This is a genomic window from Runella aurantiaca, assembly GCF_003339505.1.
GTDB classification, from domain to species: Bacteria; Bacteroidota; Bacteroidia; order Cytophagales; family Spirosomataceae; genus Runella; species Runella aurantiaca.
The window spans coordinates 25,130-46,946 of record NZ_QPIW01000001.1 but is presented as its reverse complement, the minus strand read 5'-3'; the positions used below and the strand labels follow the sequence as shown (position 1 = coordinate 46,946).

Genomic DNA, 21,817 nt, shown 5'->3' with positions numbered 1-21,817 from the left:
TGATTAGAATTTGAGAGATAAGCCAACTCTTGAATACGATAGACCGGTGTAGCCCAATTCCACAAAACCTCCTACGGAATCAGAAAAATATAACTTACCGCCTATGAAAGCATTGACAAATACAGGACGGTAGTAATCGTAATAACTTGAATAATTTCGGTAACCGAGACCTACCCCCGCGTAGAGGTCGAGTTTGTTGGAATTGAGTCCAATCAGCCGATTGAAATGATACGACCCGCGCACCCCGAGGTAAGTAGCGGTATAGCGGTAGTTGTAGCGGTTGTAATAGTAGTATGAACTATAATAAGAAGCTGATGCAATGTCAAACTGGGCCCCAATGCTGATTTCAGGAGTGATGCCGTATTCATAAGAAGCCCCAATGGGTACGGCACGAGAATAGTATCCACTGTATCCCAATCCTAAGCCGAAGTTGAGGAGGTGATCGCCTTGATTAAAACCATACCCACCCGAGCTTCGCCTCGACGAAGAGCGGAAAGAAGCGGTGTTACGTGAAGAGGGTGAAGTGGTGGAAGCCGATGAACCTCTATTGGGAGCTGGCTGGGTAGTCGTAACTGTGGTGCTGCCACCGCCCGAGGGTAGTTTGGTTGCTGTTCTGCTACCGCTGGAGGTAGGCTTCGCAGCGGTTTTATCGGCTTCTTTTTTGGGAAGTGCGGTGGCGTTATTAGGGCTTCCTGTAGTTGTTCTCGGAAGCGCTGTGCGGTTATTGCTCGGGGCAGGGGTTGTTGACGTCGTCGGCTTTTTGACGGGCGTTTGGGTAGGCTTCTTTTTTTCAGGTGCTCTAGCAGTTGGTTTTTGGGCGGCTACAAATGGCAAAGTTGCTACAATGAATACGAGACCAATCAGTAGATTTTTCATGTTTTTGAGTGATTAAAGTTTTTTTAAATCAGAAAATTGACCGTATACGTTGAGGGTGTAAGCGCCTGCCCCCTGATTACGTCCTGGATAAACTATAATCCGGTATTCTCCCTTTGGTAAATTATCGCGAACTATATAGTCAGTATTTTTCGAGGTAATGGTATATGTGATTCTACTGCCCACATTATTTTGCAAATCCATGATTGCTTTGGCATCTGCGGAAGAAAATTCAATATCTAAAGGAGAAGAATTGGGGTTAAGTTGTAAAGAATAGGTGTCCACCGAGTTATTGTTTATCCAATTCCCTTTTATGGTTGCTACCTGAGATTCAACACGTTTCAGGTCGTTTACTTTTCCAAATATGTTTAATCGATAACTACCAACACTACCTCTGTTCCCTGTAGCGGCCATGATTGTATAAACACCTTTCTTTGCCACCGTTAATAAAAATCTGTATCGTTCGCTGAAGAAGTTACTGTTGAGTACTTGGCCTAGTTCATCATATATATATACAGCAATGTCTGTGTCAGGTGATTCGAGTTCAACATCTATACTTGTATTATCGTCAGTTATTTCAAATGTGTAGAAGTGATTTTTAAATGTTTTTTCTTTTCCTCCACCGCCCAATGGTCCCCAATTTTGAGTGTCCGATTGTAAAGTTTGAGAAGGAATCAGCCCCAAATCAGAGTTGACACCTACCACGTTAAGTACAAATTTACCCACCGCTCGCCGTGCCGCACAAACTACGGCTCGGTACTTTCCCTCGTTGAGCGTAAAGCTTTGACTCGATGACCTGCCAGAAGAGCTGGTTCCTATGAGTTCCCCAAGCGGATTGTAGAGGGCAAATTGTACATCGATATCTGACGAACTAAGCGACATTTTCACGACTTTGTTGCTACCGACGACATCGAAAGTGTATTGAAAATTTTTAAACGTGTTCAAATTCGGGTCTTGGTATGGCGCACCGCCCGCACCGCCACGAGCAGTAGTCCACTCCCCCGATGCAGTACGGATTTTCTCTTCGGTGGGAATCCCGGGGACTTGGGGCGTAGTTGATGCCGTCTGGGGAATAACTGCTTCTCGATTAATGGCGCAACCTGCCAGTATGAATACGAGGAAAAGGGATAATGTGTGGTTGATTTTCACGATTTTTAGTTTTTTGAAAGTTTTAACGAGAAAATTGCAATCCCAATCGAAATCCAACGTATTGAATGGCGTCAAAGCCATTTGGGGCATCGACCGTTTTGGTACTCATTGAATTCCGATAAAATAAACCTGCGTTGAGATTAACCTTGGGACTAAGATCTAGTAAGTAGCCGATTGCACCTCCGTAGCTGACTTGATAACTCTTAAATACATTGGTGGCTACATCATCTTTCACTTTTATAGTTAAAAGATTGATTCCGCCTTGTGGCATAAGGTAAAAATGTTTTCCTAGCCTAACCCCGATGTGAGCCAATAAAAAGGTTTGATCCGTTTGAGTGCTATAGTTACGATAAGGCTGTTCGCCCCTATTTTCCACAACGTTAACTTGGGTACGCCACGTTAAATAGCCTCCCTCTGCTCCAACACTAAACCATTTTGCTAGCCAATAATCAAACTGTGCGGAACCTCCCAAGCCAATCGTGTGGCCATACCCCCCATACAGCGCAGTGTAAGACTTTTCGCCCAACATTTGAGCGGGTAAAAAGTTGAGTTGAAAGGAGTTTTTATTCGTAGGTGAAGGCAAATCCTTTTGGTCATTTTTTTCATTTATTGTGGATGAAGGCAGCGAAGGCGGGTCTTTTTTGCTATTATTTTCACTTAGAGTGTTATTCTCAACCACAGGGCTGATTAATACCGTGGAGCCAACACGTCGGCGGGTTCCGTCGGGGTATTCGATAAATTCGATTTGAGAAGAAGGAATTCCTACTAAGGGTGAATTTGCATTCTCTTTGTAGCTGAGGGTTTTATTGTCGGCACTCGAAACAATAAAAGTGGCTTTTGTGCGCTGGCCATTTATGAATTGTAATGTATAAACATCGTTGCTCAAGCCGACAAATTTTAACTCTACGCGCCGATTCAAGGCCCGCCCTGCCTCGGTATTGTTCGTCGCAATCGGCCCCGTTTGACCATATCCGACGGCTTTTATGCGAGTTGGAGCAATGCTAATGACGCGGGTTAAATAATCTCTCACCGCTTTTGAGCGGCTTTCTGACAACTGGAGATTGGCCGACGCATTTCCTGTATTATCACTAAAACCGCTTATTTCCACAGTTATCGTCGGAATTTTAACCAAAAAAAAAGCGATAGAATCTAAATATGAAAATGAGCCCGACTGAATTTTATTCGAACCAATGTCAAATAAAATATTGCTAAGGCGTACTTTTCGATTGGTCACTGATACATTGTTCTCAACATCTGCAATAATCTCATCTAATTCAGATTTTGGAACAGGTGTCAGTTCTGGCTTTTGGGCAATTGGCAGATTATCAGCAGTTGCAGTTGTTTGAGAAATATTCACAACGGTCCCGTTGGCATAAATAACTTGACTAACCAACTTTTTACCTATACGTCCAATGTTCGTGTTTCCATTTACGTTTCTATAAACAACTTCATCAACACCAATCCCAATTATTCGGCACGAGATTTGAACATTATCAATTTTGACAATTACGTCATTTTTGGCCTTTGTCGTTTGCGTGAAGCTGGCAAAGGGACTAACCCAAGTCATCAATAGTAATACAATTAGAAAAGTTACTTTCATAATCTTAAAATGATTGATAATCAAAAATTTATAAATGGATTTGCATTTTTAAGTGAGCTATCTAGTGTTTTCCTGTTTGCGTAGTTCAATACTTATCATTATGTAAAACTTCGTAAATCTTTGTTTGTCTGTCCCGTGCAATGCTAGTTTCAGTCATCATTTGGTAGCGAGTCGTTTTCAATTCCTTCTGCCTTCTTGTAAATAATGGGCAGGGTCATTACATTTTCATTTTTGCTATTTTTAAGTAACCCCTAAAAACTATCCCTTGACAAAAGGAAATCAACAATACCCATTGGGATATTTCCAGAAATTTTCTTCAAAATTACGCCCCTAAGCAACACAGCGATATGGTAATAATTCTATACGAGGTGATAATAATTCTTCCCTGATTTAGAAAAAATATCGTAGTTAGGTATCGGTTTAGGCCCTATCTTGCAGTCGTTTTTTGTATCAATTATGGGGAATTTCCACCTTTTATCAATAGACAAACCAAGTCACCTAGCCAAGCTAAAATGGGTAGTCTGGATTGCATGGTTCTATTGCGGAAACCAGTTAAATGCTCAGGTCGTATTAACCAATAAAAGCAAGCAACTCTCTATTGGACAGCAGGTAGTTTTTTGGAAAGACACTTCAGGTTCACAAACCATCAATGAAATTCGCCTGATTGACAATGAAGGCAGATTTGGATTATCCAAGCAGCGTATCCCCAATTTTGGGTTTATTTCCTCGACATCTGTTTATTGGGCACGGTTTGACGTCAAAAATCAATCGACCCAAGATTATGTATTGGATCTAGCCTTCGGCAATATGACCCACGTAGATTTTTACTTTGTCAAAACGGACGGTTCCATCGAACAACATCATTTAGGCGACTACCTGGGGAAAGCAGGGAGAGTATTTAACTACTACGGCTATGCCCTTAAATTACCCGCCGTACCACAGCAACGGGTGTATATCAGAATCCAACCCTACTCGGGGCAAGCGCTATTTCCACTGGCGATTTGGGAAAACCAAACCTTCTATAACGCCAATCAAGAACTTACGCTTGTTTGGGGTGGTTATTTGGGTATTTTAATAACCGTGCTAATTTATCATTTAGTACTGTCGTGGCGTACCCGAGAAAAAGGCTTCCGCCTTCTGTCTCTTTATCTACTATTGTATTTGGGGTTTGAATGTTCACGTGGTTTGGGTTTAGGTCCGCGCTATCTATGGGATGGGTATCCCAACTTGATTACTTATGCTGCCTATTTTTTTAGTACAATTTCATTGTTGGCGTTTTTGGAATTTTATGCCTACGTCACGCGTGCTGCCGACCAGGCACGGCACTACCTTATTATTGTTAGAATAGCGCAGGTTTGTTGTATATCGTTGGGTTTGGTCGCTTATTTTACAACTTCTATTGGCCAAAATCAACTCATGTACTACAAAGCTATTTTGGTAGGGCTTTGTGTGATTATCATTTCGATAAGCGCGATTTGGCGGGGCAACCGTGCCGCTTGGTGTTATTTATTGGCTGTTATCGCCATTTATTCGGGCACTTTTGTACAAAGTGCTCACCGGGCGGGTGCGTTTGAGGATTGGGATAGTTTATTTCTTCGCTATGCCATCAATGTTGGCTCTTTGATAGAAATCATGCTTCTTTCATTAGGAGTGGCCGAAACTGTACGTCTGGAAAGACAAAAACGAAGACAAGCCGAAGCGCAAACCGAATTAGAAATAAAAGCGCGTACCAAAATAGTAGAAGAAGCTGAGGTAGCGGCAAAGCAACAAGAATTGAAACGAATGGCCATTGAACTCCACAACAATATGGGTAATATGCTACTAATGTTGCGGCAATCCATTTCTCAAATGCACCAATCAACTACCGATAGCCAACAGCTGAAAGAGTTAGGAAATATGACAGAATTAGCCCAACGAATCTATGAGTGGATTCGTAAACTATCTCATTCATATGCCTACGACACAGCCAGCGTGCTGCAAGCAAGAGGGTTGAATGTGGCTTTAAAAGAGTTGGTGACCAATCAAAATCGTTTTGCTAAAGCCCCTCATTTTCTCTACAGTATGCAGGGGTCTGATTTATTACTTTCGGAAAGTATCCAATATGAACTCTATAACACCTGTACTGAACTCATCAATAATATACTTAAACATGCCCAAGCTACTACGGCGAGTATCAGGATACAAGTAACCGACGATGAGGTGATATTGGTAGTGACCGACAACGGCGTGGGTATTCCAAAACAAGTAACGGAGGGCTTGGGTATGCAACAACTACGACAACGCGCCCAACGACTCAAAGCTACTCTCCATATTTATTCGCAGGAGAAGGGCAGGTGTGAAATCTCGATGGCTTTACCGATTGGAGGGGCGTCTTAAATCAATCAGCCCCAACGCAAAAGCGCGGTGGAGAATTTCCACTTCGTCTCTGGCGTTCAGTTTTTCCATGATACTTTGTCGGTGTTTAGCGGCGGTGCTAAAATGAATATTGAGTTTGGCCGCAATTTGTTTGAGCGATTGACCTCCCTCCACAATCATATTGAGAACTTTCATCTCCTGATCGGTTAGGAGCGGCTTTTTTTCTTGGCCATTACCAACAATTTGCAAAAGAATTTCGACCAATTCGCTGCTGTAAAATTTAGCACCAGTCACTACTTTTTGGGCGGCTTCTACTACTACTTCCACGCCGTATTCTTTGAGCACATATCCCATTGCCCCCGCTCTTACGGCCTCAACTACCGTAATGGCATCGGCAAGCTGTGAGTAAACGAGTACTTTACGGGTAGGATATTGGGTTAAAAACAGCTTAATAAGTTCTACGCCATCTTCTCTCCCTACGTGTAAGTCGGTAATCAGCAAATCGGGCACGGCTACTATGAATCGCTGCGCTGCCATACGAATGGTGGGTTCTGCACAGAGGACTTGCCAATTAGCGCGTTCAAAAGCCATTGTCAAGGCGTCTAACATGGCAGGATGGTCGTCCACGAAGGCTACGGTGTGGGGTGAGGCATTCATAACTTAGGTAAAAGGCAGAGCAAAAGGGCTAATCGTTTGCAAACTAACCCTTTTACTCGGTTTTACAAATACAAACTTTCGTAAAAATCATCTCAAAATCAACAAAATCAACTTTCCATTACCATCTTACTCTTTTTGGATCGGGTGGCCACGGCCTTACCAGTCATTTCACGGTACAGCCACCCAAAGGCATTATGGACTACGTTGCGACGGGTCTGGAAACACAAATACGAAGTAAAAGTATGCCCAGAACGGTCGGTCACTTCACCCGAAAAAAGGTCAATATCCATTACTTGACGGTAGAGTTTGATGATTGATTCTGTCTTAGCTCCCCCTAAAATAAACCGTTTGCCCGACCGAAAAGCAAACCAAAGCGAAGCACTGTACACTTGAAGGCGGGTAGATGAATTTTTAAAATCAGGATTAAGCCAAATCCCCGTAATCTCCACCGTTTCATCGAACTGGATACCAAATTTTTGCTTAAACGCTACCAATTGTTCAGAACTAAACGGCTCTAAGTACCTTAGCTGGCAAGCCGCGTTGATAATAAAACCGCCAATGATATGGCCACGGTGAAAAGCGAGATAAACTTGTACTTGCGCAAGATATTCTAAACTTACGATGCTACCACTTTGAGTATAGTACTGTTGTTGATACCAAAGTAGGTCATTTACCTCGTGAAGACGAACAAATTGAACAAGGTTTTGATGAAGTGGGCGACGGCGAGGTGTTGCCGCGAGGGTGAATGTGTGTTGTGCTTGCATGAGACAAATCGTTTTGATTTGTCTCTCTATGCAGCAAGGGCGAAAACGTTACATTTTCAAGAAGAGCTATGGATTATACCGATAAAAAGTCTCCGTATTCCAACAGATAAATACCCGCTTTGCAATCGAAAACGAAAAGTAAGGATTTGTCAATCGTTCGGGCATAGAATTACAAAGTTGCCATTTCGTTTTTTCATTAAAACGCCACAATTGAGTAGAGTATGGGCGAAACAAAAACCCAGTGTTTCTGGTTGAAAAGGGATAAAAACTATCCGATATTTGAAGTGGATTGATCTTTTGCCACGGAGTACTGCGCAGACTGGGGCTAAAACGCCAATGGTCTCCATACGAAGGCATTAGATAAACTGCCGAATCAATTGAAAAGGTGGTTATATCCGATTGACTCCTCAATGTCCCTGAGTTGGCAAGGGTTAGTTCTGGTTCTTCACTCCATTTATTGGCCAAGGGAGCGTACCCCCAAACTCGCCAAGAATACACCCTGGGTACATTATAAATAACATATCCTTTTTTACCAACACCAAAAGCTTGAGCATCCCCCCCTAGTACCATAAGAGGACAATCGGCAATAGGTTGCCAACTATCAGGTTCAGACCCTTTGGCAGGGATATATTCCCAAAACTTACCTACCTGAGTACTGTACAAATTCCCCACAAACATCCGATTTTCAATCGTAAATGTAACAAGCGTCCGGGTAGAAGAAGGAGCGACCAAGCCAGGAAAAGGTTTTCTCACAATCCAGTTTCCGGTAGTCGACGCAGGGTCAAATTCCACTACTTTATTAACCCCGTTCAACAAGTCAATGATACAATATCCTTTCGATTGATTACTGAAAGTGGCACGCGTTCTTACCAAATCAGAACTGGATAAAAAAAGTCGGGTATCTATTTTGGTCCATTCATCACAGGGTTGATTATACACGTTACTAATCGTGGTGCTATCGGCCTTACTTAAACTAAGCTTTCCGTAGGAATTGGTCAACGACATCGCTGATTCTTCCTCATTACTATCCTGCAAGCCCAATGCAACCCCCATTTGATAAAGCAAGACCCGCTGCAATACAGGCAATTTCCAATCATACGATTTACGCAATAAAACCGAGCAGCCATTTGTAGTTCGTTTTATCATACTAAGTGCCCTTAAAGGTTGACTTACCAGCCCTTCTTTTGTCATTTTTGTAGTAAAACTGGCTGAGTCGGTAAAAGTGACGGTAATAGCGGGAGTTCGGCCAGCAGCCTCTTTCAATTCCAAATAGCCGTGGGCCTGCCCCCACAATTCAGCCGTATTTTTGAGTGCCGTTTGCTGGGAAGTCTGGTCTATTTGACTGGTAAAGTTGGTCATACTGTACAAAATAGTACAAGACTCAAAGCGGCGAATGGGTGCGAAATTGTCATTGGTTCCCAGATAGAGTTCAGGGCTGGCATTCAGGTATTTTGTTTCGCACCCCAACCCTGCGGATAATACTCCTAAAAGAAGATAATTGATGAAGCGTTTCATAGTTTTACCACAATCGGTAAGATAAATCAACATTAACAGTATGTTGTATACTATAGATGTTCTGAACGGTAGATTCTGCAAAATTTAACGGCTGTAGATTATAGCTCAACCATAACCGCCAATGACCACGGCGACTAAACCAGCTTGATTGTCCAAAACCAATCCCTATTACCCCTCCAACTGATGGCCGTATTGTAGGTTTATGAGGCAATTCAGCTGTAAGATTTTCATAACTATACGAAAACGGCCATTGTATCGACAGTCCTGCGCTAACCATCCACCCAGAAGACAAAGAGCGATAGTTGCTTTCTTTTTTTAAACGGCCATATACGTAGCGCGGTTGTATATGTAATTGCTGAATCCGAAAGCTTTCCAGGTTTTTGGGTTGGTTGTCTTCCATCAACTGCGTTTCAAAATGATTGGTATTCCAACGAATATCGGTCTCGACGTGGTGTTTTTTGTACCATCTGCCTATTCCTATTCGCAATCCTATGGAAGGGCTAATGGGTGTCGTAGCCGTAATGGGCACATCGTTTCTATTGAAAGACGGGAATCGTACTTGCGTGCCGCCTACTATTTCAAAATACAGCTTATTTCTAAAAGAAATAGCTTTCTGGAGTTCTTTACCCAGAGAGTCTAGTTCATCTCGCTCAGATTGTTGAATCAATAATGCATAATAACTACCAATATCTTGACTAAATTCTTCTTTCACTTTCATATCATTGTATAAAAAGCCCAATTTTCCATTGGTAGATTTACCTTTCTTGGTTAATTTGTCATTCGTTTTGCTAACTTCGCCTTGGAATTGCACAAACATTTTCTCCAGCATTTTTTTTCGATGATCAAAACTAGGATAATCACTATTGGCTTTGTCTTTATTTATTTTTCCTACGTAAGGCTCAAAAATATTGGGCAAAGCGTCAAAAATTTGGCTCAAGTCTTTTTGTAAAGCACCTTTTCCAGCCACCATCCAAAGCCCCAGAGCATCTGCCTCCAGCTCTTGTAAATGCCGGAAGAGAATATTGACAATGGCCGTATCTTTCTTGTTGTTTTTATACACATTCACATACCTTGTTCCACGGTACAAATTTGACAAATAGCGCTTCATACCATCAGTGAGCCTTTGTTCACGCTGGGTATGCCCCAATACGTGGTGGGAGATTTCGTGGGCCAACAAAAACTTATCTCCCCATCGGTTTCCAGCCAGTATATCTGCCATGAGTTTGGGGTCGTAGAATATATAATTACCATTGTCGTGATTGCATATCTCAGCAAAAAGCGGTAATCGGGGGCAGGGATAAGGCCGGGGCTCAATAAATAGCAACTGCGAGTTGTCAAACCCCTGCTTCAATTCATTGATGATATTCTGGGCTTTATCTTGACCGTATCCTCCTTTTGCTCGCGATTCTTTGGCCACTTTATCACAGCCACAATCTTGGGCCATAGTATAAAGTGGGCTACCCAAAATAAATAGGAGAGTCAGTAGAGTTTTCATTTGTCTGGTTTCAAAGCAGTTACATAATTTCTTTCTTTAATAATTCTGTAAGATTTGCCGTCTCCGCGCAGCAGATACGTTTTAGGATCGTATGTAGGACTTACCTTCCACGGTATATTAGGGTCGAGTTTATAAAGTTTAAGGGTGTCATTAGGCCATTCATACTCCGCTTCCCACCTCCAAAAGCCTTTGTTACTCCCATAAAAAGCAACGACGAGCGAATCTTCATCCCCGTAGGCTCCAAGCCCTTTTCCATAATCAATTTCAAATTTAGCGTACGTAGGCTCGGGCGAAGAAACTGCGTAGAAAATCAGAAAAATTAGCATACCAGCCACCGCAAAACTCGGCAGGAAAATGTTAATTATAAAATTACCTTTAGGGCGAGAATTATATGTACCTGGACGAGTCGTCTCCTGACTCATTTGGGTAATTGTTTTATCAAAGTCAGTCTGGTAGCCCCGCTCTTCCTCCATTAAATGTTGAAGAGATTTCTGCAGAAGCATCTGGGCGAGTACCTTTTTACGAAATGCCTCTTCCTCGCTCATTCGCTTTTCGATTTCACTACTTTCCGAATCAGACAATATCCCATTGAGGTAGTCAACGATTTTTTCCGTCTCGTTCATCCTTTCTTGATTTTTTTAACCTGCTTTTGAGTTCTTCTTCCAAGCTTTTCCAAGGAATCCCGTACCTCTCCACAACTTCAATCAGCTCAGGAATGGCTTTTTCGGATAAGTCATTCAAACACCGTGAATGGGCCGTTTTGGCGGCAATTGCCGTCTTCGCCCTTACTTCTTCGTAGTATTGCTCATAGGTCAGCGGTTTGCTTGTGTTACTGCTCACTTCAATTTTCTCTATCCAGTTTAATCTCTCCTCGTGATTGAGTAGCCGTTTATGGGCTATTTTTGCTATCTTATCGGCATCCCATCCGTAGCCCAATAAAAAACTTTTTTGGCACTTCTCCGGCAGTTTTGTGAAGTGTTTAGCCACTACGTGATTGACTTCAACCACATAATTGATGTGATTGTCTGAATACAAATTAGATACCGAGGTAGGTTTTTGTGAGCGATTGTGCAACATTTCGTCGGGCTTATATTCTCGTGTTTTTTTATTTTTCCAAGCCTCTCTATCTTGCTCACGAATTATATTTTTGGCTATCCCGTACCAATAGCCTTCCAACCGCGTAGTCAGCTCAACTCCTTTGGTTTTTACATTAGAAAAAAAACGTTTATTTGTCTCCTGAACTATATTTTCAACGACTGCCTTATCTCTGATTCCAGTCCGTCTTTCTACTATTTTATGGAGCAGCGGATTTAACTTGGAAAAGTAATCATTGGCTTTCCGCTCGTCTAATACTGCCGTTCGATCAATTACAATTTGTTCTCTGAATAATAGTTCTAATAATTCCTCAGAAGCCTCCAAGACCTTATTTTTTCTGATTAACCAAATAAATACGTTGGCGGCTGCCTTGGCCAATCGCAGCAGATTTTCTTTGGCAAAATCCACTTCTGCTTTGGCCTTTGCTCTTTCAGCAATGGCGGTTATTGTCTGAACTACTTCTTTTCTAATGCCTATTTCTGCCTCATACCCTTCCTTAATTTTAAGTAAATCGAAGTTTTTCATAGCTAGGTTTTCAATGACGACCGTCATCGGGCGTTGGATGATACCCAAAAATAGGGATTGGCAGTAATATATTGCGATTGAGAAGTATAATATTGAAGAAATACAGGCAAAAATTTATCAAGCGTGTGTTTTCAAGCACTCAACATCTTTCCCTATCCCCCATCTCAAAAAATTTCACGTCTGCCTTCACATCTTTTAGCAACTGCCGCGTCCGCTCGGGGCGGGCATCAGTCAGAAACACTTGACCAAAAGTACCATTTTCAATAAGTTGAATTAATTTTTGAATACGACGTTCGTCTAGCTTATCAAAAATATCATCTAACAGCAATAACGGTTTCATTTCTTTTTCGACCGAAAGCAGTTCAAACTGGGCCAGTTTTAACGCCAATACAAACGACTTCTGCTGCCCCTGCGAACCAAATTTTTTCAGGGCAACCTCACCCATTTCAAACCGAAAATCATCTTTGTGCGCGCCCATAAATGTGCGCTGCATTTGCAAATCTCGCTGACGATGACGCCGGAAGTTTTCTCTAAACGCCAAATCTTCCATTTCGGACTCGTATTTCACCGCAACCGCTTCCCGGCTTTCGCCCAAAAACCCGTAATAATGCTGCACTAAAGGCTCAAAATCAACCAAAAACCGTTGACGACGGTCAAAAATTCGATTGGCGAGGGCAATAAGTGATTCGTCGTACGTATCCAATAATAAATCATCCACATAATGGCGCTCAAAAAAAATCTTCAGGAGGCCGTTTCGCTGAGCTAGTAGTTTGTTATATTGAAGTAAATCTTGCAGATATAATTGGTCCAATTGCGACAGCACGCCGTCAAAAAAACGACGCCGCTCTTCACTTCCCTCCCGCACCAAATCGGTGTCATTCGGTGCTACCAAGACTACTGGAAACTCCCCGATGTGATCACTGATACGCTCGTATGGTTTTTTGTCAGACAACAACACTTTCCGTTGACCCCGTTGCAGGCTGCACATAATCTGTATTTCGCGGGCGTCTTTCTTAAAAAACCCATCAATGAGCATAAAATCTGCGTCGTGCTGAATACTAAACGCATCTTGCACCTGAAACGCACTCTTGGTCAACCCCAGCCAATAAACGGCATCAAGTAGGTTGGTTTTTCCGCTTCCGTTCTCCCCTACGATACAATTGAGCCCGGGACTAAACTCAAAACGCCCCTCTTCATAATTTTTGAAGTACGTCAAATGGAGTTTTTCTAAGTGTAGCTGTGGCATTAATTGGTTTTATGCTTATTTTCGCGGGGCAAAGATAAAATAGTCAACAGTTCTCAGTTCATAGTTGACCGATAAACTTTATTTTTTATAAAAAATGGCAACCAAAACCAAAGCGACACCCGCAAAAATTACCCATCCCAAAGAACGATATATGTACTGGTATGAGTCAATGCAACTTCAGCGTAAGTTTGAAGAAAAAGCAGGGCAACTCTACGGTCAGCAAAAAATACGCGGCTTTTGTCACCTGTACATTGGTCAGGAGGCGTGTTCGTCGGGCGGAGTAAGTGCATTGACTAAAGATGACAAATGGATCACCGCGTACCGCGACCACGGCATTCCGTTGGCATTGGGTACTGACCCCAACGCCATTATGGCCGAGCTTTTCGGAAAAGCTACGGGCACGACCAAAGGAAAAGGCGGTTCAATGCACATTTTTGATAAAGAGCATAATTTCGTGGGCGGACACGGTATCGTGGGCGCGCAAATTCCATTGGGAGCCGGAATTGCATTTGCCGAAAAATACAACAAAACCACCAACCTTTGTATCTGTCTTTTTGGCGACGGAGCCGTACGTCAAGGGGCTTTGCACGAGGCGTTTAACATGGCCATGACGTGGAAACTCCCCGTCATTTTTGTCGTAGAAAACAACGGCTACGCGATGGGAACATCGGTCAACCGCACCTCCAACGTCACCGATCTTTACACCATTGGCGAAGCCTACGATATGCCTTCGGAGCCCGTTGATGGAATGGACGTAGAAGCCGTACATGAGGCCGTTAGCCGCGCCGCGGAGCGTGCCCGCAGCGGACAAGGCCCGACCTTTCTGGAATTCAAAACCTATCGTTACCGTGGTCACTCCATGTCTGACCCGCAAAAATACCGCACCAAAGAGGAGGTCGAAGAATACAAAAAGCGCGACCCAATCGAAATGGTAAAGTCCACAATCCTGACTAACGGAATAGCTACCGAGGAAGATTTGGCCGCTATCGACGCCAAAATTAAACAGCAAGTAGAAGACGCCGTGAAGTTTTCGGAAGAATCTCCTTGGCCTGATGCATCCGAGATTTTTAAGGATATTTACGTTCAGGAAGATTATCCTTTTATTATGGATTAATTTTCGTTGACAGTATACGTTGGACTATAGATGCTGGACAAAACCTCTAGTATCTGTAGTCCAACGTTTTTTATCTACTTTTATGGCTATGAAAACGTTAGGGAATTATTTTATTTTTCTGGGAAGTTTATTGAGCAACCGCGAGAAGTTTCGCGTATACGTCAAACTAGTGTTTGATGAATGTATCGAAATCGGCACCAATTCTGTCTTTATCGTTTCAATAGTTGCTACTTTTCTGGGGGCCGTTACCTGCGTTCAGACGGCCGACAACCTCGTCAGCCCTTTTGTTCCTAATTACATCATTTCACTAATTGTCCGCGACAGCAGTATTCTGGAATTTGCGCCCACCATCACCTGCGTTGTCTTATCGGGAAAAGTAGGTTCTCACATAGCGGGCGGGCTAGGTACGATGCGTATTACGGAGCAAATCGACGCGCTGGAAGTGATGGGAATCAATTCTATTTCTTATTTAGTACTGCCCAAAATCATTGCTTCGGTCATTACTTTTCCGATGTTGGTCATTCTCTCAGGTTTCTTATCCATTTTGGGGGGGTATTTGGCAGGAATCGCTACCAATGTTATTTCTCCTGAAGATTATATCATCGGCCTTCGTTCTGATTTTCGGCCCTTCAATATCCCCTTTGCCATCATTAAGTCGGTGGTGTTCGCCTTTCTGATTACTTCTATTTCTTCATTTAAAGGGTATTTTACCAGAGGAGGAGCCTTGGAAGTAGGGCAAGCATCAACAGCTGCCGTTACCAACAGCTGTATTGCCGTATTGATTGCCGATTATTTGTTAGCGCAATTGCTATTATTGGATTAGATACTTTCAATTACTTTTTCAACCACATAGGCCTGAGTTCCAAGCCATTTAGCTTCTTGGCCCAGTTGAGATATAACCACGGTTAGGTTGTTTCTGAAGTCTGTCAAACAATATTTATTGATGGCTTGCTCAATCGGATTGGTGATAAAAGCACCTGCTTTTGCCACGATTCCGTCAACGATGATAATTTCGGGGTTGAACAAATGAATCGCGATAGACAATCCTTTCCCGAGTTCCATCCCGATTTCGTGCAGAATGTCGATGGCAAAGGAATCTCCTTGCCAAGCGGCATCTATGATGGTTTCGGCATCTATTTTTTCGCCTTCAATCGCCGATAGCCGAGAAATTCTGCCTTCGGCCAAACCTTTTTTTATACGTCGAATCAATGAAGCTGCCGATGTAATGGTGTCGAGACATCCTACTTTTCCGCAGTGACACAACTCACCGTTGGGCACTACTTGTATGTGGCCAAGCTCTCCCGCAAATCCCGACGCTCCTTGAAAAACTTCTCCGTTCAAAATAACGCCTAACCCTACACCCCAATCAATATAAATAGCCAAAACGTGGTCTTTACCCTGGGCCAATCCAAAACGGTGCTCACCCAACGTTGTTGCTTTGGTGTCATTAATAACGTAGACCGGAAATTTGAAATAATTCTCCAAAAAGGTGCCAAAAGATTCATTTTGGTTCAGGCTACGGTAGGTAAAGTTGAAGCCTTTGCGCGCATCCACCAATCCCGCCACCGAAACACCCATGGCCATAAAGCCATCGTAATGGATGTTTGACTCCCGTAAAACCTGCTCGGTTGCCTCAACAAGGCTCTTCAAAAATTGAGGAGAATCTTCCAAACGCAAGTTGAAATCCCGACGCATAATCACCTCATTCTTAAGGTTTAAGATCAGAATTTTGGTATCATGGGTATTTACGTCTAACACGACGGAATAGAAACGCTCCGTACTGAGACTAAACAAAACGGGTTTGCGTCCCTGCTTTGTTACTCCCGTCCCTACGGGTACAATCCATTTTTCTTCCACCATTTCTTCCACGATACTGGTCACGGAAGGGACGCTGCTGTGTATGACGCGCGCCATTTCGGCAATGGAACAAGTACCTGAGCGGTATAACTCGGTAAGAATACGACGACGATGTTGGCTCTTTTTGTAGTCAACGACAGAAGTTTTAGGCAGAATATCAACCTCAGACGAAGTAGTGGAATCAAACATATAGCATTAAGGAAAAACAGCGTTGAAATTACTGTATTTAAAAGTATAAATGTAATATTAATTTTTTTTAGTAATTAATACAAATTAAAAATAATTTTTATTAAATTTATTTGTTAAAATTAACTTTCTCTTTATAATTGTAAAATAATTCTATAAATCCCGCCATTCACTCTTAACAAGTACAACCAAAAATTATATTTTTTACTAATCATCACTAACAATCCATCATTTATGAAAAAACCGCTACTTGTGTGCATGTTGCTTTTGCTGGGCTGCATTTCAGCCTTTGCACAAAGCAACCGTACCCTCACCGGTACTGTACGCGATGCTAAGGGCGAAGCCATCCCAGGTGTAAGCATTATTGAGAAGGGCTCTCGCAGTGGCGCCATCACTGACCAGTATGGTAACTTTCGAATCAACATTGGCCCCAGCTCAACGTTGATTTTTTCTTACGTAGGTTTTCTAAAAAAAGAGGTATCAGTCGGAAACAGCAGTGCTTTATCTGTGGTATTGGATGAAGACACCAAAACCTTGAGCGAAGTAGTTGTGACGGGATTTGGGGTAAAACAGGAAACCCGCAAACTGGCTTATGCGGTGCAGGAAGTAAAAGGGCAAGACCTTATCCGTACCAACAACGCCAATGTTGTTAACTCGCTTCAAGGAAAAGTGGCTGGTGTGCACATCGACCAAGGCACCGGCGGACCGATGTCTTCTTCACGGATTCGTATTCGTGGAAATGCCTCTTTGGGCGGCAACACCCAACCTCTTTTTGTGATTGACGGTGTGCTGATTCGTCCCGGTACTTCTGGTGCTGACTCTTGGGGTGCAGCACAGGACATGGGTAACATCATGAAAAACATCAACTCTGACAACATCGAGTCGATGACCGTTCTGAAAGGATCGGGGGCAAGTGCACTTTATGGCTCCGAAGCACTGAACGGAGTAATTGTAATTCAAACCAAAAAAGGACGTGTACAGAAAGGATTGGGCGTAACCTACAACCATACTTCTTCTTTTGAAAAAGCCTATCGCTTCCTTGATTTACAAAACGAATTTGGGGCGGGTATCAACCCAACTTTCCCTAAAGGAACCGACGGTGTAGATGAAGTAGACCGCGTAGGCGGCGCATGGAGCTATTCTTATGGCCCACGCTTGCAGGGTCAAATGGTGCGTGATTTGGACGGACGGATGGTGCCGTGGGTAGCTAACAACCCACTTGACTTCTTCCAAACTGGTCGATATACCAACCATAACGTGGCCGTTGAAGGCGGTACCGAAACAACCACTTTCAGAGCGGCTTATTCGCGCCTCAACAACAGTACCATTATGCCTTCAGGTACTGAACTCCAGCGTAACAACTTTAACTTAAGAGCAACCCAAAAAATCGGAAAAATCTTCACGTTGGATGCGACCGTTGACTACACCGACAACAACTTGACAAACCCTGCCCGTCAGGGGGGTAACTTTAACCCAGTATTCCGTCTTGTGTTTGGTCGTCCGCGTACTTTCGATATTAATTATTGGGCCAACAACTACATTGACCCCGTGGCAGGTGGCCGCCGTCAAGGTGTAAACGACCCTTACAACATTACGTCTTTCTTCTGGGAAACGTTTGAAAGAGACGAACTTCAGAACGAGAAAGTATTCCGTACCAACATCGACCTTACGGCCAATATCGCGCCGTGGCTCAACCTTTTGGTACGTGGAAACGTACAAAACCAATTGGTGAAAGCTGAGACCTTAAACCGTGGCGACGGTCCTCGTTTTGCTGGTAACGACTTATATCAAACACGTACCCAAGACGATTCTCAGTATCGTTTACAGGCTGTCTTGAGTGCTAACCGCACGATTGGCAACAACTTGCAATTTAACATCTCGGCAGGTGGGGAAACCAACCGTCTATTGGGTGGTCGTAACTACCGCACCTATACTGATGGTGGCTTGCGTTTGCCTGAGATTTATTCACTTGCCAACGCCCGTAACCGCATTGAGGTTGCTACGGGGCTAATCGCCCAAAAACGTACCGACGCCGTCTATTTATACGGTGACCTGACATACAAAGAGTTTTTGACGTTCAACTTTAGCAATCGTATGGACTTCTCTTCTACCCTGACCTATGCCGATGGTAGCGGAGATTTCTCTTACTATTATCCTTCAGTTGGGGTTTCTTACATCGTGACCGAAAGCATCAAAAACTTGCCTAGCTGGCTCAGTTTCGGTAAACTTCGCGGTAGCCTTGGTTACACCGGAGCCGATACCGACCCATGGTCACTCAACCGGACAGGTATCTACAGCCCTGGCGGGGTCTACAATTATCCAGGCGGTACCATTCAACGTTCTGGCTTCCGCGACAACACCCTGCCAAACTACGGATTGCGTAACCGTTTGGCGCGTGAGTGGGAACTTGGCTTTGACGCCCGCTTCTTCAACAATCGTCTTGGTATTGACTTTACCGTTTATAACAAACTCACTACTAACGAAATCTTGAGCATTCCTGTTACTTCAGAAGCAGGGGTTGGTAGCCGGATTATCAATGCTGGTAAAATCCAAAACAAAGGGATTGAGTTGATGATTACTGCCACGCCAATCAAATCAAGTGATGTGCGTTGGAATACTTCATTGAACATTACCCGCAACCGCAACAAAATCCTTGAATTGACCGAAGGAATCAGCTCTTACCAGCTTGATTTGGCATTCGGTGCTGATATGGCTTCTGTGGCCCGCGTTGGAAAAGACTACGGTACCATCGTAACTTCTTATGCTTTTGCCACCTACCAGAGAAAAGATGCTTCTGGCAATCCAGTTGCACACCCTAGCAACGGACAACGCGTTATCGGTTCAGTGAGCGGTGGCTCTGGCGGTTACCTTGGCTTTATGCGCAGCGGTGCTTATGGTCAAGGCGAAAAAGAAATCGGCAGCATCATGGAAAAAGTATTGTTGAGCAACATCAACACCGTTACTTACAAGAACTTTACCTTGAACATGCAAATCGATTCAAAAATCGGCGGAATGATGGCTTCGGCCACGCACCAGTACGGTTCGCAAAGCGGTAACTTCGCCCGCAGTCTAGCTGGACGTAACAAAGAGCTTGGCGGCGTTGAATTTACTGATGCTCAAGGAGTAAGACGCGACGACGGTATCATTCCTGATGGTGTAATGGCGGATGGTTTTAAAGTAACCAAAGATGGTCAAACCATCGAATTGGGTGGTATGACTTATGCCGAAGCCGTACAAAAAGGCTACATTACCCCAATTCCTGCCCGCAACTACTACGAAAACCTTACCCAATGGTCGTCGGGTATCCGTGAGTATTCAACCTTTGAAAACTCTTGGGTGTCGATGCGTGAAATCTCAGTAGGCTACGATGTACCCGCTAAGATTGTAAACAAAATCAAGTTCCAGACCTTGCGCCTCAGCGTAGTGGGTCGCAACTTAGGCTACCTGTATCGTACTGCTCCCGATGGCATCAACCCTGAAGGTTTGAAATCTAACCGTCCAGGTGAGTTTGCCGAATACGGTGGTTTGCCATTCTCACGTAACATTGGTGTAACCCTTAACGCAGGTTTTTAATTTTCAGCCGTTCATTGCTGAATTTTTACAATCATTCATTAAAGACAGAATATTATGAAATGGTCCAATAAAACAATCCTTGGTTTGCTCGTTGCAGGATTTGTCACCACCTCCTGCGAAAAGCAAGACTTCGTGGAAATCAACAAAGATCCGGATGCGCTTTCAACCGTACCACCGGAAAACCAGCTGCTCAATGCAACCATCAGCTTGCACTCTCAAGATTTTGAGGCTTTTTACGATACTTATCGCCGTATCATGCCTTGGATGCAATACAACACAGGTACCAACGGCAACGAGCTAGGCTTTACGAGCAACGTAGATAACTTCTCTCAGCGCTACGGCCGCTTCTACAACGGAGTCGGCAACGTGTTGTACGATTTGGAGAAACTGGTAGACCGCCTGCCCGAAAGCGAGCGCCCAAAATACGTGCACATGATTCGGATGGCCCGCGTGTTGCGTTCTTACTACGCATTTTATGTGAGCGACATCTACGGCAGCATTCCTTATTCTGACGCTTTCCAAGCGCGATATGGCGGTACGCTTACCCCAAAATATGACACGCAACAGGAGCTTTTCAATAAGTTGGATACCGATTTGAAAGAAGCAGTTACTACTTTGAAAACGGCGCAAACGGTAGTTCAAATCAACACAAGCGCACCTGCTTACGACCAGTACTACGGTGGCAACGCTGCCAAATGGGTAAAAGCCGCCAACGCGCTCCGTTTGAAAATCGCAACGCGCCTCGTCAAAAGAGATGCCGCTAAAGCCCGTAGCATTGCTCAGGAAGTACTGGCTACACCTGCTGATTTGATGACATCTAACGCCGACGGTTGGGTATTTGTAGGTCGTTTTGACTTTACAAGCGGTGGCAACTGGAATCCAGATGGTTTTAGAGCTGGAAAGCCGTTGGTTGACTTTATGTGGAACACTAAAGACCCGCGTTTGGACGCATTTTTTACGCCAAACCGTTACACACAGGCCAATATTGACGCGTTGATTGCCGCTAAGCAATTGCCTGCGGGTACTACCGAAAATGCCCGTCGTTATGTAGGTAGCTTTACCAGCCCCGACGAAGCTCAAAGTGCCACCAATCGCCGTGCGTTTTATACCCCAAAAACCATTACGGTCAATGGTCAGCAAGTATCCGTTGATACTTTGTCTAACATTCAACCACGTTTGTTCCAGCCTGCCTTCAACAGCGGCAACGGCGTAGGTGATGGCAACTCTTACCTCCCGGTTATTACGTATGCTGACTTCTGTTTGATGCGTGCTGAGTTAGCGGCCCTCACCATCACATCTGAGTCGGCCAAAGATTGGTACGAAGCAGGAATTACGGCTTCTATTCAGTGGTTTGACGAAGTAGCAAAAGGTAGTAAAATCGAGAACTACACCGCACTGACAGCGGGCGAAATCGCCGCTTATTTGGCCAAGCCAGAAGTAGCTTTCACCCCTGCCAAAGCATTGGAACAAATAGCAAGCCAAGCCTATATCAATTACTTCAACAAAGTAAATGAAGGATGGGCCGTTTGGAAAAGAACAGGCTTCCCCAACGCTACTTCGGTTTTGGCATTGCCCAATATGCGCTCAAACGGTGCCGTGTTGAGTCTTCCACGCCGTGCCCCTCTTGGTTTAATTAACACAAGTGACCCTAACTATACCAACAAAAAAGGTGCATACGACGCCATGGCTGCCATCACAGGATGGGGCCGCGACCCACAGGATGCTACCGGCCGTGTATGGTGGGATCAATAATAATGCAATTCAATAGAGTTGAACTTTGGTAAACTGATTTAAATTCCGAGATAGTTTTATC

At 43.8% G+C, this 21,817-nt stretch carries 17 protein-coding genes; 6 read left to right on the top strand and 11 right to left on the bottom strand.

Annotation, left to right across the window (positions count from 1 at the left end; all coding sequences use genetic code 11):
• Nucleotides 1-3: 3 nt before the first annotated feature.
• The 3 genes from DVG78_RS00175 to DVG78_RS00165 are packed head-to-tail and all read right to left on the bottom strand — an operon-like array spanning nt 4 to nt 3,379.
• Nucleotides 4-876: a hypothetical protein gene (locus DVG78_RS00175; RefSeq protein ID WP_114459066.1), complete on the bottom strand. Its 873-nt coding sequence runs from the start codon at nt 874-876 to the stop codon at nt 4-6.
• A 12-nt stretch (nt 877-888) separates the two neighbouring features.
• The gene (locus DVG78_RS00170) at nt 889-2,103 is read right to left on the bottom strand and encodes a hypothetical protein (RefSeq protein ID WP_147276931.1); all 1,215 of its coding nucleotides are present in this window, start codon (nt 2,101-2,103) and stop codon (nt 889-891) included.
• The gene (locus DVG78_RS00165; RefSeq protein WP_158549935.1) at nt 2,045-3,379 is read right to left on the bottom strand and encodes an OmpA family protein; all 1,335 of its coding nucleotides are present in this window, start codon (nt 3,377-3,379) and stop codon (nt 2,045-2,047) included. Before DVG78_RS00165 ends, DVG78_RS00170 begins: the two co-directional genes overlap by 59 nt.
• Before the next feature lie 24 nt (nt 3,380-3,403).
• Between DVG78_RS00165 and DVG78_RS29965 the strand changes: the two genes are divergently transcribed.
• Together DVG78_RS29965 and DVG78_RS00160 are read left to right on the top strand one after the other, a co-directional pair.
• Nucleotides 3,404-3,595 (top strand): hypothetical protein, encoded by a 192-nt coding sequence (locus DVG78_RS29965; RefSeq protein ID WP_158549934.1) that lies wholly within the window; start codon nt 3,404-3,406, stop codon nt 3,593-3,595.
• A 483-nt stretch (nt 3,596-4,078) separates the two neighbouring features.
• Entirely contained in the window at nt 4,079-5,998 is a 1,920-nt protein-coding gene (locus DVG78_RS00160) for a sensor histidine kinase (protein ID WP_114459063.1), read from the top strand.
• Here the strand turns inward: DVG78_RS00160 and DVG78_RS00155 are convergent.
• The 7 genes from DVG78_RS00155 to recF form a co-directional block, all read right to left on the bottom strand.
• Complete coding sequence (locus DVG78_RS00155) at nt 5,975-6,634, bottom strand: response regulator (protein WP_114459062.1); 660 nt, start codon at nt 6,632-6,634, stop codon at nt 5,975-5,977. The genes DVG78_RS00160 and DVG78_RS00155 overlap by 24 nt on opposite strands.
• Before the next feature lie 107 nt (nt 6,635-6,741).
• The gene (locus tag DVG78_RS00150) at nt 6,742-7,398 is read right to left on the bottom strand and encodes a hypothetical protein (protein WP_114459061.1); all 657 of its coding nucleotides are present in this window, start codon (nt 7,396-7,398) and stop codon (nt 6,742-6,744) included.
• A 66-nt stretch (nt 7,399-7,464) separates the two neighbouring features.
• Nucleotides 7,465-8,913 (bottom strand): matrixin family metalloprotease, encoded by a 1,449-nt coding sequence (locus DVG78_RS00145; RefSeq protein ID WP_114459060.1) that lies wholly within the window; start codon nt 8,911-8,913, stop codon nt 7,465-7,467.
• A 4-nt stretch (nt 8,914-8,917) separates the two neighbouring features.
• Nucleotides 8,918-10,408, bottom strand: coding sequence for a M48 family metalloprotease (locus DVG78_RS00140; protein ID WP_114459059.1), 1,491 nt, complete (start codon nt 10,406-10,408; stop codon nt 8,918-8,920).
• Nucleotides 10,405-11,031, bottom strand: a complete 627-nt coding sequence (locus DVG78_RS00135) for a hypothetical protein (protein WP_114459058.1) — start codon at nt 11,029-11,031, stop codon at nt 10,405-10,407. Before DVG78_RS00135 ends, DVG78_RS00140 begins: the two co-directional genes overlap by 4 nt.
• Nucleotides 11,006-12,028, bottom strand: coding sequence for an RNA polymerase sigma factor (locus DVG78_RS00130; RefSeq protein ID WP_147276930.1), 1,023 nt, complete (start codon nt 12,026-12,028; stop codon nt 11,006-11,008). The genes DVG78_RS00135 and DVG78_RS00130 overlap by 26 nt, the downstream gene beginning before the upstream one ends.
• Nucleotides 12,029-12,167: 139 nt before the next feature.
• Entirely contained in the window at nt 12,168-13,274 is a 1,107-nt protein-coding gene (gene recF, locus DVG78_RS00125) for a DNA replication/repair protein RecF (RefSeq protein WP_114459056.1), read from the bottom strand.
• A gap of 94 nt (nt 13,275-13,368) precedes the next feature.
• Here recF and pdhA point away from each other — a divergent pair, with 94 nt between their 5' ends.
• A complete protein-coding gene (pdhA, locus tag DVG78_RS00120; RefSeq protein WP_114459055.1) occupies nt 13,369-14,388 on the top strand; it encodes a pyruvate dehydrogenase (acetyl-transferring) E1 component subunit alpha in 1,020 nt (339 codons plus the stop codon).
• Nucleotides 14,389-14,476: 88 nt separating this feature from the next.
• The gene (locus tag DVG78_RS00115) at nt 14,477-15,211 is read left to right on the top strand and encodes an MlaE family ABC transporter permease (RefSeq protein ID WP_114459054.1); all 735 of its coding nucleotides are present in this window, start codon (nt 14,477-14,479) and stop codon (nt 15,209-15,211) included.
• Here the strand turns inward: DVG78_RS00115 and DVG78_RS00110 are convergent.
• Nucleotides 15,208-16,434, bottom strand: a complete 1,227-nt coding sequence (locus DVG78_RS00110; RefSeq protein ID WP_114459053.1) for an ROK family transcriptional regulator — start codon at nt 16,432-16,434, stop codon at nt 15,208-15,210. The genes DVG78_RS00115 and DVG78_RS00110 overlap by 4 nt on opposite strands.
• A 231-nt stretch (nt 16,435-16,665) precedes the next feature.
• Here DVG78_RS00110 and DVG78_RS00105 point away from each other — a divergent pair, with 231 nt between their 5' ends.
• Entirely contained in the window at nt 16,666-20,004 is a 3,339-nt protein-coding gene (locus DVG78_RS00105; protein ID WP_114459052.1) for a SusC/RagA family TonB-linked outer membrane protein, read from the top strand.
• Between the two features lie 54 nt (nt 20,005-20,058).
• The gene (locus tag DVG78_RS00100) at nt 20,059-21,756 is read left to right on the top strand and encodes a SusD/RagB family nutrient-binding outer membrane lipoprotein (RefSeq protein WP_114459051.1); all 1,698 of its coding nucleotides are present in this window, start codon (nt 20,059-20,061) and stop codon (nt 21,754-21,756) included.
• The last annotated feature ends 61 nt before the right edge of the window (nt 21,757-21,817 follow it).